The 12,823-nt window shown below is 72.6% G+C and carries 10 protein-coding genes and 1 pseudogene; 6 read left to right on the top strand and 5 right to left on the bottom strand.

Features of this window, described 5'->3' with window-relative positions; translation table 11 throughout:
• Window position 1: 1 nt before the first annotated feature.
• A complete protein-coding gene (locus ACFQUZ_RS19680) occupies window positions 2–1,903 on the top strand; it encodes a hypothetical protein (RefSeq protein WP_377444178.1) in 1,902 nt (633 codons plus the stop codon).
• Here ACFQUZ_RS19680 and ACFQUZ_RS19685 read toward each other — a convergent pair.
• Entirely contained in the window at window positions 1,864–2,907 is a 1,044-nt protein-coding gene (locus ACFQUZ_RS19685) for an NAD-dependent epimerase/dehydratase family protein (protein ID WP_377444180.1), read from the bottom strand. The two genes, ACFQUZ_RS19680 and ACFQUZ_RS19685, sit on opposite strands and share 40 nt — an antisense overlap.
• A gap of 131 nt (window positions 2,908–3,038) precedes the next feature.
• Here ACFQUZ_RS19685 and ACFQUZ_RS19690 point away from each other — a divergent pair, with 131 nt between their 5' ends.
• Together ACFQUZ_RS19690 and ACFQUZ_RS19695 are read left to right on the top strand one after the other, a co-directional pair.
• Window positions 3,039–3,614 carry an ArsR/SmtB family transcription factor gene (locus tag ACFQUZ_RS19690; RefSeq protein WP_377444181.1) on the top strand — a complete coding sequence of 192 codons (576 nt, stop codon included), beginning with the start codon at window positions 3,039–3,041 and terminating at the stop codon, window positions 3,612–3,614.
• Window positions 3,611–4,933: an MFS transporter gene (locus ACFQUZ_RS19695; RefSeq protein ID WP_377444183.1), complete on the top strand. Its 1,323-nt coding sequence runs from the start codon at window positions 3,611–3,613 to the stop codon at window positions 4,931–4,933. Before ACFQUZ_RS19690 ends, ACFQUZ_RS19695 begins: the two co-directional genes overlap by 4 nt.
• A gap of 32 nt (window positions 4,934–4,965) precedes the next feature.
• Here the strand turns inward: ACFQUZ_RS19695 and ACFQUZ_RS19700 are convergent, their stop codons facing one another.
• On the bottom strand, window positions 4,966–5,670 hold the full coding sequence (locus ACFQUZ_RS19700) for a hypothetical protein (RefSeq protein ID WP_377444185.1): 705 nt from the start codon (window positions 5,668–5,670) through the stop codon (window positions 4,966–4,968).
• A gap of 67 nt (window positions 5,671–5,737) precedes the next feature.
• Complete coding sequence (locus ACFQUZ_RS19705; RefSeq protein WP_377444186.1) at window positions 5,738–6,304, bottom strand: TetR/AcrR family transcriptional regulator; 567 nt, start codon at window positions 6,302–6,304, stop codon at window positions 5,738–5,740.
• 83 nt (window positions 6,305–6,387) lie between these two features.
• Here ACFQUZ_RS19705 and ACFQUZ_RS19710 point away from each other — a divergent pair, with 83 nt between their 5' ends.
• Complete coding sequence (locus ACFQUZ_RS19710) at window positions 6,388–6,807, top strand: SRPBCC family protein (protein ID WP_377444188.1); 420 nt, start codon at window positions 6,388–6,390, stop codon at window positions 6,805–6,807.
• Window positions 6,808–7,021: 214 nt separating this feature from the next.
• Here ACFQUZ_RS19710 and ACFQUZ_RS19715 read toward each other — a convergent pair whose 3' ends face one another.
• Window positions 7,022–7,675 (bottom strand): MBL fold metallo-hydrolase, encoded by a 654-nt coding sequence (locus ACFQUZ_RS19715; RefSeq protein WP_377444189.1) that lies wholly within the window; start codon window positions 7,673–7,675, stop codon window positions 7,022–7,024.
• Window positions 7,676–7,707: 32 nt separating this feature from the next.
• Window positions 7,708–8,421 (bottom strand): maleylpyruvate isomerase family mycothiol-dependent enzyme, encoded by a 714-nt coding sequence (locus ACFQUZ_RS19720; RefSeq protein WP_377444191.1) that lies wholly within the window; start codon window positions 8,419–8,421, stop codon window positions 7,708–7,710.
• 177 nt (window positions 8,422–8,598) lie between these two features.
• Between ACFQUZ_RS19720 and rsgA the strand changes: the two genes are divergently transcribed.
• Window positions 8,599–9,684, top strand: coding sequence for a ribosome small subunit-dependent GTPase A (rsgA, locus tag ACFQUZ_RS19725; RefSeq protein ID WP_377444192.1), 1,086 nt, complete (start codon window positions 8,599–8,601; stop codon window positions 9,682–9,684).
• Between the two features lie 188 nt (window positions 9,685–9,872).
• Window positions 9,873–12,815: pseudogene (gene uvrA / locus ACFQUZ_RS19730) on the top strand (excinuclease ABC subunit UvrA); the annotation flags it as partial.
• Window positions 12,816–12,823: the final 8 nt, after the last annotated feature.

Here is a 12,823-nt window from a genome sequence, read left to right on the forward strand (position 1 = left end):
CATGGACGAGGTCTCCGGGTGCGCCGCCGGCGTACCGGATGAGAAGGTCGAGGGCAGGAGCCGCCGGCGTGTGGTGTGGCGGCTGCTGGACCGGCCGGCGCCGGTCCGGTCGGAGCGGCTGAGCCGCCTGGCTGGGCTCCGGGTGCTTCGGGTTCCCGGCATCCGGCGGGTGCTGGTCCTGGCCGGGTCGGTCGACCGGGTCCGTGAGCTGGCCGCCGGGCCGCGCGCGCTGGCTCCGACGGTCGCGGCCCGGGTGGTGGTGGTCTACTGGCGGGCGCCGCGGCGCGGCTGGTCCGGCGGCGGTGTGGGGCCGATGGACGGCGTACTCCGCCAGCGGGTGGCGTTGCCCCGGCTCGGCCGGGGGGTTGCCACGGTCGCGGTCCGGATGCGCCGTCCGACGCCGCTGCGGGAGGTGCTGGGCGGGGTGCTCGGTGCGCTCGCTCCGGCCCGGCCGTTGCCGGCACCCGCCAGCCCGGACCTGACCGGGTACGGGCCGGTGCCGGGGTTCCTGGACCCGCGCCACGAATCCCGGGCCACGCTGCCGGACGACACCCAGGTCCGGCCGTACGACGTGGTGCTGGCCACCGGCGACCCGACCGGCACCGAGCCGCGGGCGGCCGACCCGCGGTACGGACTGGTGTTGCCGGCCACCCGCTCCGCGGTTCGCGGGCCCGCGGGGGAGTGGCTGGTGCTGGCCGACGCGCGGCGGATCAACCCGCGTGGCCGGCGGGCCGCCGCGTACCGGCCGGACGCCCCCCGGGTACGGCTGGAGGTCGTCGAGCGGTCCGGCCGCGGCCACCGAGCCGGACGACCGGTCGACGGCCCCGGTCTGGATGCCGCCACGCTCGCCACGCTGCGTCAGGTGGGCGTGGTCGACTGCCGGGACGTGCCCGCCGCCGAGCCGGTGGACACCGCGGCGCTGCTGGTGCAGTTGGCGATGACCGGTGCGACGCTGCACGTCCCCGACCTGCCGTCGGCCGTGGCCGACCTGCTCGCGCCCGAGCTACGGGCCATACTCGACAACCCGGTGGAGACCGCTGATCCACTCGCGGCCGAGGCGCGCAGCGTTCGGCAGCGGCGGGCGGCCATGCGGGGTCACGATCCCGCGTTCGCGCTGCCCCCGCTCGCGGTCGCGGGCTTCCCGACACTGGGCCGGCTGCCGACGGTGAGCGCGATCCTCGCGACGCGCCGGCCGGAGCTGCTGGCCGGGGCGCTGCGGGGGTTGCTGGACCAGACCTATCCCGAGTTGGAGTTCGTGGTGTGCCCGCACGGCTTCCCGCTGCCGGCCGAGGCACGGGCCATGCTGTCCGACAGCGGTCGTCCGGTCCAGGTGGTGGCCGCCGATTCCGACACCAGCTTCGGCGAGGTGCTGGGCATGGCCAGCGCGCGGGCGGGCGGCAGCCTGATCACCAAGATCGACGATGACGACTCGTACTCCGACGAGCATGTCTGGGACCTGGTGCTGGCCCGGCACTACTCAGGCGCCGCCCTGGTCGGCAAGGGCGCCGAGTTCGTCTACCTGGAGTCGCTGGACGCCACCGTCCGGCGCTCGTCCGGCGTCCCCGAGGCCGAGGGGGACATCGTGGCCGGCGGCACCATGCTGCTGGGCCGGGGCGACCTGGAGGCGGTCGGGGGCTGGCGTCCGGTGCCCCGGTCGGTCGACCTCGGCCTGCTCCGGCGACTGCGCCGGGCGGGAGCGTCGATCTACCGGACGCACCCGCTCGGTTACGTCTATCACCGGCGGGAGGCGGGCCACACCTGGGATCCGGGCCAGGGTTACTTCCTGGCCGGCGCGTACGCCCGGTGGCCGGGCATCCCGGCCGACGTGCTGGCCGGATCCGCCACCCGTCGGCCCGCCACCGGTCAGTCCCGCGCGGCCAGCCAGGCGTCCTCGGCGGCGTAGTCGAAGAAGTCGGTGGTGTAGTACTCGACCAGGTCGGTGAAGACCGCCCGCCAGTCCCGGCCCTGGGCGGCGGCCACCAGCCAGTCCACGGTCGCCGGCAGCGAACCCGGATAGTCGGTGACCGGCCGGTAGCCCAACTCGCGTCCGGCGGCGGTCATGTCCAGCACCACCGGCCGCGGGACCGTCCACGGTGTGCCGCCCACCGGTGGCGCCGGGGACGGTCCGTCGATTAGCACCTCCTCCGGCCGGTGGTCCAGCAGCGCGCCGATGGCCGCGCCGATCTCGCGGACCGTGGGCACGTCCGGGTCCCCCGCGTTGAGCACCCGGGATCCCGGCCGGGCGGCGGCGAGCCGGATCAACTCGGCCAGGTTGGCGGTGGAGACCGGGTGGAAGCGGCTCTCCCCGGCGTACGCGAGGATGCGCACCGGCCGGCGGTCCAGCGCCCGCTTGACGAAGTGCCACTCCCGGGGCTGGGTGGTGTGCGGGCCGTGGATCGCTCCGGCGCGCAGCAGCGTGACGGGCAGCCGGTCGCCCGCGGCGAGCAGCGTCCGCTCCAGGTCCACCTTGCCGCCGGCGTAGTCGTCGGCGCCGAACGGGTCGACCCGGCCGGGCACGGTGGGTTGGGTTTCGGGGATGAGTTCCGGCGGGCGGAAATCGTCGGCCCCGAACGGGCGACCCTCGTCGTCGACGTAGACGCCGACGCTGGACAGCACCACGGCCGAGCCGATCCGGTCAGCCAGCCGGAGCACCTGCTCGGCGTGTCCCCGCCCGTACCCGACGGTGTCGATGATCACGTCGCAGCCGGTGCCGACGGCGGCGGCCAGCGACGCGTCGTCGTCCCGGTCGACGGTGATCGGCTCGACCGCCCAGTCCGCGGGCCAGGTCCCGGCCGGCCGCCTGCCTCGGGAGCCGGCCCGGACCCGCCAGCCGTCCCGGACCAGCGCGGCCACCGCCGCCCGGCCCACCTGCCCGGTCGCCCCGATCACCAGTGCTGTTCGCGTCATGCCGGCCAGGTTAGGGAGGCCCGCGTGGGGGCCGACAGGGCGTTATGCGGGAGGCAGAAACGACTCGTTCCTCAACCGATATTGCGCAATGTTTCTTGCGCAACCGACGTTGCGGATGTCAGCCTGACGGCATGGAAGATCGCCAGGTACGACAGATCACCGACTCCCGGGTGCTTGCCGCGCTGTCGCATCCACTGCGCCGCCGGCTGATGGACGTGATGAAGGTGTACGGCCCGTCGACCGCCTCGATGCTGGCCGAACGGACCGGTCAGGCGGTCGCCAACGTGAGCCACCACCTCAAGGTGCTGGCCGGCTGCGAACTGGTCGTGGAGGCGCCGGAACTCGCCCGGGACCGGCGCGAACGCTGGTGGCGGCTGGGGCAGCCCGGCCTGTCCTGGAACAATCGCGACTTCGACGGCGACCCGGTCTCGCACGCGGTCGCCGAGGCGGCCCGATCCATCAACCTCGACCGGCACATCGGCATGGTCCGGGCGTGGTACGGGGCCGGCGAGGCCGAGCAGGTGGCGTGGGGAAACAGCACCTTCTCCACCGACCAGTGGCTGCGACTCACCCCGGAGGAGTTGACCGAGCTGAATCGCGAGGTCATCGACCTGCTCGACCGGTGGAAGCGGCGCGACATCCCGGACGACGGGCGGACCCGCGAGCCGGTGTTCGTCTTCGCCTACGGCGTACCGGCCAAGCCGTGAGCGCGGTCGACACCACCTCCGGGGACACCTCGCCCGGCCACCGGCACCGCCGTGTCCCGCGGCCCGGCCTGGGCCGCGACTTCCAGCGGCTCTGGGCCGGTCAGGGAGTGAGCGCCCTCGGCACCGCCGCCACCAGCGTGGCGCTGCCGCTGGTCGCGGTGGCGACCCTGGACGCCAGCGCGTTCCAGGTGGCGCTGCTCTCCACCGCGAGCTGGCTGCCGTGGCTGCTGATCAGCCTGCCAGCGGGAGCCTGGGTGGACCGGCTGCGCCGCCGACCGCTGATGGTCGCCTGCCAGCTGCTCTCCGTCGGGCTGCTCGTCAGTGTGCCGGTGGCCGCCTGGCTCGACCTGCTCACCATCGCGCACCTGCTGACGGTGGCTCTCGGTGCCGGCACCGCCAAGGTGTTCTTCCAGACCGCGTACCAGGTGTACCTGCCGACCCTGGTGCCGGCCGTCGACCTTCCGGCAGGCAACGCCCGGTTGCAGGGCACCGAGGCGGCGGCGCGGGTCGGCGGTCCGGGCCTCGCCGGCCTGGTCGCCGGCGGAATCGGCGCGGTGAACGCGTTGCTCGTGGAGGCGGCCAGCCTCGCCGTCGCCGCCATCTGCCTGCTCGGTATCCGCAGCGCCGAGCCGCGTCCCGCGGTTCGGCAACGGGACGCGAGCCTGCGTCAGGAGGTGAGCGAGGGCATCCGGTTCGTGGCGCGCGACCCCTACCTGCGGGTGCTCGCCGTGTTCGGAGCGGCGTCCAACCTCGGCCTGGTCGGCTACCAGTCGATCCTCGTGGTCTTCCTGGTTCGCGAGGTGGGTGTACGGCCGGCGCTGGTCGGTGGGCTGATGGCCGTGATGAGCCTCGGCGGCGTGGTCGGCGCCTTGCTGGCGACCACCCTCGCCCGGCGGATCGGTACCGCCCGTGCCATGCTGGCCTGCGAGCTCGGGGCGGCCCCGTTCGGGCTGCTCATCCCGCTCACCGGACCGGGTCCTCGGCTGGCGCTGGCGGCCGTCGGTGGCATGGTGATCGGCGCGGGTGTGGTGGCCGGCAACGTGATCAAGGAGAGTTTCCGGCAGGCCTACACCCCACACCACCTGCTGGGCCGGGTGCTCTCCAGCATGCAACTGGTCAACCTCGGCGCGATCCCACTCGGCACGCTCGCGGCCGGGGCACTGGCCGGCGCGCTGGGCCTGCGTACCGCCGTCTGGACCGCCACCGGCTGGCTCGCGCTGACCGGCCTGATCCTGCTGATCGGTCCGCTCCGGCGGCACCGGGACCTGCCCGCGCAACCGGCGCCCGACCGAGGAGCGCAGTCGCCGGTCATGGTGTGACCCGCGGCGGCCCGTCCGCGGCGGGACCCGAGTCAGGCCACCTGACGCGGGTCGACCGGCTGGTCCGACGGCAGATCGAGGACGTAGGACGGGCCGCTGCGCCGGAACCCCAGCCGGTCGTAGTAGGCGCCCACCATGCCCGGGGGAGTCACCACGCGGCGGAACCCACGGTCGGTGAACAGGCTGCTGCGCCGGTAGACGAACTCGCCGGGGGTGAGATCGCGGAACCGGGGCGTCACGTAGTCCAGCTCGATCCGCGCCACGCCGTCACCCGCCGACCGGACCAGCACCACGCCGACCACCTCGTCGGCCCGCAACACCAGGAACGCCGAGCGGTCCGGCCCGCCAGGGGCCGCCGGCCCACCCGGATCGCCGGGCCGGCCGGGGTCCGCCGGCCGGCTGGGCGGCCAGGCGAAGTCCGGGTTGAACCGGGCGATGTCCGCGGCGTGCACCCGCAGCGTGTGGGTCAGGAAGCCGTCCTCAGTGCCGACCTCCACCACCTGGTACGTCCGGTCGTCGTGCCGGGTCGCCAGCATCCGGGTCAGGTACCACACGTTGATGACGGCGAGCACCACGTTCAGGCCCACCATCGGCCACACCTCGACGGCGGCGTTGAACCCGATGAGCACCAGGCAGCCCACCAGGTTGAGGGCGCGCAGCCGCAGGATGCGGGTCTGCAACAGGGACCAGACAAGCAACGCCGAGCCGGTCCAGCCGATCGCGTCGAGCCAGTTCACCCGGTGCACGATAGTCGTACCGGCGGTGACCTGCGGATCGGCGTATGACGCGGGAGGGCGGGTGGCGTCAGTGGGTCGGCAGCGCGGCGAGCCGGGCCGCGACGGACTCCAGGTAGGTCTCCATCGCGTCGTCGACGCCGGCCCGGTCTCCGGTGGCCAGCAGGTCCAGCAGCAGGCCCCGGACCACCGCCAGACCCAGTCGGGCCTCGGCGCGCGCGGCGGCTTCCGGCAGCCCGAACGACTCCAGGCCGGTCGCCACCGGCGCCACCCAGTCTTCGATCACCCCGTCCAGCAGCCGGACCGCGTACGGGCGGCCCTGCAACGCCTGGCCGTACACCTCGAAGAAGAGGCGTTCGTGCGACCACAGCTCGGGGTCGCTGATCCGCCGCCAGAACTGGCGGGCGAGGTCCACCGGAGAGCCGTCGGGCGCCGTGGTGCGCAGCGCGTCCCGCTGCCGCCGCTCCATCTCCTGGACCACCGCGACCAGCAGACCCTCCTTCGAACCGAAGTGGTAGATCAGCATCCGGTGGCTGGTGCCGAGCGCGGCGGCGAGTTGCCGGAGGCTCAGGTCACCGATGCCGAGGGTGGTCACCTGCTCGACCGTCGCGTCCAGGAGTCGCTGCCGGCTGCTCATGTACCAGATGGTACACGTACCATCTGGTACATCGCGTCGTCCGGGACGGCGCGGCACCCACGAACCGATGCGGGAGAACCCTCATGCGCTATGCGACAGAAGTGACGATCAACGCACCCGCCGAGGACGTCTGGCGGGTGCTCGCCGACGTTCGCCGGTGGCCGGACTGGACGCCGACCGTGCGTCGGGTCGACCAGCTCGACGACGGACCGCTGCGGTTCGGCAGCCGGATCCGGATCGAGCAGCCCCGGCTCCGGCCGGCGGTGATGACCGTGACGAAGTTCGAGCCTGGCCGGTCATTCGTGTGGGCGTCGACCAGTTCGGCGGTGCGGGCCGTGGCGGACCACCGGGTCGTCGAGGGCCCGAGCGGAACCGTGGTGACGCTGACCTTCGACCTCGACGGCTGGATGGCGCCGGTGGCACGGGCGGCCTACGGCGGCCTCATCCAGCGGTACGTCACCACCGAGGGCGAGTCGCTCAAGCGGCACTGCGAGACCCGCTGAAAGTCACGGTGGAGCCAACATCTGGACAGACTGGATGGGAGTCGCCACGTTCCGCCGAAGCCGCCACCGATCATCGACGGGTTGGTGGCGGCCACGGCGCGAGTGCACCGGCTGATCGTGGTCACGCGGAATGTCGTGGACATGGCGCGGACCGGGGTGGCCACCGTTAATCCGTTCGAGCCGGGCTGACGCGGCGCGAACGGTGCCGTGCTGGTCACCAGCCGCGGGCCCGCCAGGTCGGCACCTCCGGGCGCTCGGCACCGAGGGTGGTGTCCTTGCCGTGGCCGGGATACACCCACGTCTCGTCCGGCAGCCGGTCGAACAGCTTCTGCTCGACATCGTTGATCAAACTGGCGAACGCCGCCGGGTCCTGGTGGGTGTTGCCCACCCCGCCGGGAAACAGCGAGTCGCCGGTGAACAGGTGCGGGATGCCGGCGGGGTCGCGGTAGAGCAGCGCGATCGAGCCCGGCGTGTGCCCGACCAGATGGATGACCTCCAGGGTGCAGTCACCCACCGCGACGGTGTCACCGTCGCGCAGCGTCTCGGACGGGATCGGCAGCCCCTCGGCGTCGTCGACGTGCACCAGTGAACGGGCGCCGGTCGCCGCCACGACCTCCTCCAACGCCACCCAGTGATCCATGTGCTGATGGGTGGTGACCACAGTGGACAGCCCTGCCTCCCCGGCCAGGTCCAGCAGCCGGGGCGCCTCGTTGGCGGCGTCGATCAGCACCTGGTCCCCGGTGGACCGGCAGCGCAGCAGGAACGCATTGTTGTCCATGGGACCGACCGACACCTTGGTGACGGTCAGCCGGTCGAGTTCGCGTACATCGGTCGGGCCGCCGGTGGCGACGTCTCCGCTGTAGGTCATGCGGTAAACCTTTCGTGACTGCGGGTCCGGCCTCAGATCCACTCGGGTGGGGTCGGTAGGGCGTCGTCCGGAGTCACCGTAAGCCCGGCCGCGCCGGACCGCCCGACGAGCCACGCCGCCAGCACCGGCGCCGGACCGGAGATCGTGGGCGCGCCCTCCGGTTCACCGACCGTCAACTCCCGACCGTCGGCCGGCCGCAGCACCATCGCCGGCGCGTCGGGTCGTCGGCCGAGGTCGGCCACCACCTCGTGCAACAGGTGGTGGGCGAACGCCGCGGGCCAGTCCGCCGGGGCGTACCCGGCGTCGAGGTCGACGTGATGCACCTCCACCTCCCGCAGCCGGGCCCACATCAGGGTCGCGGCGGGTTGCGGCCCACGCCGGCCGGTCACCGTGGCGGCCCACGCCTCCGGCGGCATCGCCTCGATCGCGTCGGTGAGCCGTTCGGTCGCCGTACGCAGGTCGGCGAGCAGGTCCGCGGGGGACCGGTCCGCGCCGGCCGCGATGTCCGCGGCCCGGGCCTCCTCGCTCCGGTACGCCGGGAGGTGTTCGCCGGTCCGCGCCGAGGTCAGCATGTTGACCTGGGCGTCGGCCTGCCGGGCCAGATGGGTCAGCACGTGCCCACGGGACCAGCCCGGGAGCAGTGACGGGCCGCGGACCGCCGGCTCGTCCAACCGGGTCGCTGTGTCCAGCAGCCGGTCGGTCGCGCGATCCACCTCGACGACGAGAACGAGCGGGTCAACGGTCACGGGATCAGACCCTAACCGGTCGGCGTCGTCCTGGAGCACCGGAAATTGCTTTCGAGGGGTCCGGCGGTGCGCCTACCGTCGATGTCGGCCGCGTCACCCGAACCGGCGAGGGAGGTGGGGATCATGCCGGTCACCGTGCCAGCCGTTCCCAGACGTACGTTCGACCGAAGGGTTGACATGACTATTGATCTCTGGGCGTTGGGCTGGAGCCCGGCGCTGGCGGAGCGGGCCGGGCGCTGTCCCGACCTGCACCCCGGCCGCGTGACCCGGGCCGATCGCGGGGTCCTCACCGTGCTCGGTGTCGACGGCCCGGTCCGGGCCAGCCTGGGCGGCGCGGTCCTCGCGGCGGCCGCCAAGGATCCGGCCGACCTGCCGTGCGCCGGCGACTGGGTGCTGGTCCGGCGCTGGCCGGACGACCGGATCACCGCCGAGGCTGTGCTTCCCCGGCACACCGTGGTGATCCGGCGGACCGCGGGAAAGGACTCCACCGGACAGGTGTTGGCGGCCAATCTCGACACGGCAGCCGTCATCGAGCCCGTCCATCCGGAACCGGACATCGACCGGATCGAGCGGCTGCTCGCGCTGGCCTGGGAGTCCGGCGCCGAGCCGCTCGTCGTACTCACCAAGTGTGATCTCGCGGCGGACCCGGCCGCGCTGGCCGATCAGCTTGCCGAGGTCGCGCCCGGGGTCCCGGTGCTCCCGGTGACCGCGCACCGGCCGGGTGGCCTGGCCGCGCTGCGGCCCTACGCGGCCCCGGGGAGGACGCTGGGCCTGCTGGGTCCGTCCGGTGCGGGCAAGTCCTCGCTGGTGAACGGGCTGGTCGGGAGCACCGCGATGGTCACCCAGGCGATCCGCCGGGTGGACGGCAAGGGCCGGCACACCACGACCCACCGGGCGCTGGTCCCGATCCCCGGCGGTGGCGCGGTGCTGGACACGCCGGGCATCCGGGCGGTGGGGTTGCAGGCCGCGACCGACGGCCTGGCGCGGGCCTTCGCGGACGTGACCGAGCTGATCGGGGCCTGCCGGTTCGCCGACTGCGCGCACCGGGTGGAGCCCGGCTGCGCGGTGCGCGGCGCGCTGGAGTCCGGAAACCTTGCCCCGCGACGGTGGGAGAGCTGGCAGCGACTGAACCGCGAGGTAGCGGTCGAGACCGGCCGGCGGGACGCCCGGCTGGCGGACAAGCGGCAGGACGTCGAGTGGCGCCGTCGCCGGCGGCACGATCAGCGGCCCGGTCGCCACCACCACCCGCCGTTCGCCGGCTGACGGTGTGCGGTCGGCCCGGTCGGGCGCCTGGGCCGGGTCGCGAGCGCCGGCTCGGTGTGGCGCGGGTGACCTGGGGGAATGTGCGGGTCGGCGACAGTGTCCTACCCCGGGGCTAGAGTTGCGCAGGCGCCATCTTCGCGCCGTCGTAACGGACAGACCCGCACTTTCTCCCCGGGAGCACACGCACAGTGGCCGACCGACTGATCATCCGTGGCGCGCGCGAGCACAACCTGCGTGACGTCAGCCTCGACCTGCCGCGGGACGCGCTCATCGTGTTCACCGGGCTGTCCGGTTCCGGCAAGTCGAGCCTGGCCTTCGACACCATCTTCGCCGAGGGCCAGCGGCGGTACGTCGAGTCGTTGTCGTCGTACGCCCGGCAGTTCCTCGGCCAGATGGACAAGCCCGACGTCGACTTCATCGAGGGACTGAGCCCGGCGGTGTCGATCGACCAGAAGTCCACCTCCCGCAACCCGCGCTCGACGGTGGGGACCATCACCGAGGTCTACGACTACCTGCGGCTGCTGTTCGCGCGGGTGGGCGAGCCGCACTGCCCGGTCTGCGGTGAGCGGATCTCCCGACAGAGCCCGCAGCAGATCGTCGACCGCGTCCTCGCGATGCCGGAGGGCACCCGATTCATGGTGCTGGCGCCGGTGGTGCGCGGGCGCAAGGGGGAGTACGTCGACCTCTTCGCCGAGCTGCAGTCCAAGGGGTACGCCCGGGCCCGGGTGGACGGGGTCGTGCATCCGCTGACCGAGCCGCCGAAGCTCAAGAAGCAGGAGAAGCACACCATCGAGGTGGTGGTCGACCGGCTCACCGTGAAGGCCAGCGCCAAGCGGCGGCTCACCGACTCGGTCGAATCCGCGCTCGCCCTCTCCAACGGACTGGTGCTGCTGGATTTCGTCGACCTGGCCGAGGACGACCCGCACCGGGAGCGCCGCTACTCGGAGCACCTGGCCTGTCCCAACGACCATCCCCTCGCGATCGAGGACCTGGAGCCGCGGGTCTTCTCCTTCAACGCCCCGTACGGCGCCTGCCCCGAGTGCACCGGCCTGGGCACCAAGAAGGAGGTCGATCCGGAGCTGCTGGTGCCCGACCCGGAGCGGACGCTGCGGGAGGGCGCGATCCAGCCCTGGTCCGGCGGCCATACCCTGGAATACTTCCTCCGGCTGCTGGAGGCGCTAGGCGACGCCGAGCACTTCAACCTGGACACGCCGTGGCGGGCGCTGCCGTCCCGGGCGCAGAAGACGATCCTGCACGGCTCCGACGACCAGGTGCACGTGCGTTACCGCAACAAGTACGGTCGCGAGCGGTCCTACTACACCGGCTTCGAGGGTGTGGTGCAGTGGATCGAGCGCCGTCACTCGGACACCGAGTCGGACTGGTCGCGGGACAGGTACGAGGGATACATGCGTGACGTGCCGTGCGCGTCCTGCGGGGGTGCCCGGCTCAAGCCGGAGGTGCTGGCGGTGACCCTCGGCGGACGCAGCATCGCCGAGGTCTGCGCGCTCTCCGTTGGCGAGTGCGCCGACCTGCTCGGCGCGATGGAGCTCACCGACCGGCAGAAGATGATCGCCGAGCGGGTGCTCAAGGAGATCAACGCCCGGCTGCGGTTCCTGGTCGACGTCGGACTGGACTACCTGTCCCTGGACCGTCCGGCCGGGACCCTGTCCGGTGGCGAGGCGCAGCGGATCCGGTTGGCCACGCAGATCGGCTCCGGCCTGGTCGGCGTGCTGTACGTCCTCGACGAGCCGTCGATCGGCCTGCACCAACGGGACAACCACCGGCTCATCGAGACGCTGGTCCGGCTCAAGGGGCTCGGCAACACACTTATCGTGGTCGAGCACGACGAGGACACGATCCGGACCGCTGACTGGGTGGTCGACATCGGCCCGGGGGCCGGTGAGCACGGCGGCCGGATCGTGCACAGCGGCTCGGTGCCGGAACTGCTGGCCAATCCCGAATCGGTGACGGGGGCGTACCTGGCCGGGCACCGCTCCATCCCGGTCCCCGGCGGGCGACGCCCGCAGCTGCCGGGGCGGGAGATCGTCGTACACGGTGCGCGGGAGCACAACCTGCGCAACATCACCGTGCCGTTCCCGCTCGGCCAGTTGATCGCGGTCACCGGGGTGAGTGGCTCGGGCAAGTCGACGCTTGTCAACGACATCCTGCACGCCGTGCTCGCCAACCAGATCAACGGTGCCCGGCTGGTGCCCGGCCGGCACACCCGGATCACCGGCCTCGACCAGGTCGACAAGGTGGTCGGGGTGGACCAGTCGCCGATCGGCCGGACACCCCGGTCCAACCCGGCCACCTACACCGGGGTCTGGGACCACATCCGAAAGCTGTTCGCCGAGACCACCGAGGCCAAGGTCCGGGGGTACGGTCCGGGCCGGTTCTCGTTCAACGTCAAGGGCGGCCGGTGCGAGGCGTGCAGCGGTGACGGCACGATCAAGATCGAGATGAACTTCCTGCCGGACGTGTACGTGCCGTGCGAGGTGTGCAAGGGCGCCCGGTACAACCGGGAGACCCTGGAGGTGCACTACAAGGGCAAGACCGTCTCCGAGGTCCTGGAGATGCCGATCGAGGAGGCGGCCACCTTCTTCGAGGCCATCCCGGCGATCCACCGGCACCTCAAGACGCTCGTGGACGTGGGGCTCGGGTACGTCCGCCTGGGTCAGCCGGCGCCCACCCTGTCCGGTGGTGAGGCGCAGCGCGTGAAGCTCGCGTCGGAGTTGCAGAAGCGGTCCACCGGACGCACGGTCTACGTCCTCGACGAGCCGACCACCGGGCTGCACTTCGAGGACATCCGGAAGCTGCTCGGGGTGCTCGACGGTCTGGTCGACAAGGGCAACACGGTGATCACCATCGAGCACAACCTCGATGTGATCAAGACGGCGGACTGGTTGATCGACATGGGTCCGGAGGGCGGCCACCGGGGTGGCACGGTGATCGCCGCCGGTACGCCGGAGGAGATCGCCGAGGTGCCCGAGAGCTACACCGGTCAGCACCTGCGGCCCGTCCTGGGGCTTACCGGGGTGGCCGCCGGGGCCGCCGAGGCGACCGACCGGGCCAACCGGGCCAACAGCGGCGACGGCCGGAACACCAAGGCCACCGGCGGGAGCTCCAAGGCGAGGGGTGG

It is taken from the genome of Plantactinospora sp. GCM10030261 (assembly GCF_042666615.1).
In the GTDB taxonomy this organism is placed as follows: Bacteria; Actinomycetota; Actinomycetes; order Mycobacteriales; family Micromonosporaceae; genus KBS50.

Bases quoted from the DNA above. Each gene is read 5' to 3' on its own strand.
- ACFQUZ_RS19705 (WP_377444186.1), bottom strand. From the start codon at position 6,304: ATGAGCAGCCGGCAGCGACTCCTGGACGCGACGGTCGAGCAGGTGACC.
- ACFQUZ_RS19715 (WP_377444189.1), bottom strand. From the start codon at position 7,675: ATGACCTACAGCGGAGACGTCGCCACCGGCGGCCCGACCGATGTACGC.
- ACFQUZ_RS19710 (WP_377444188.1), top strand. From the start codon at position 6,388: ATGCGCTATGCGACAGAAGTGACGATCAACGCACCCGCCGAGGACGTC.
- ACFQUZ_RS19680 (WP_377444178.1), top strand. From the start codon at position 2: ATGGACGAGGTCTCCGGGTGCGCCGCCGGCGTACCGGATGAGAAGGTC.
- rsgA (WP_377444192.1), top strand. From the start codon at position 8,599: ATGACTATTGATCTCTGGGCGTTGGGCTGGAGCCCGGCGCTGGCGGAG.
- ACFQUZ_RS19690 (WP_377444181.1), top strand. From the start codon at position 3,039: ATGGAAGATCGCCAGGTACGACAGATCACCGACTCCCGGGTGCTTGCC.
- ACFQUZ_RS19685 (WP_377444180.1), bottom strand. From the start codon at position 2,907: ATGACGCGAACAGCACTGGTGATCGGGGCGACCGGGCAGGTGGGCCGG.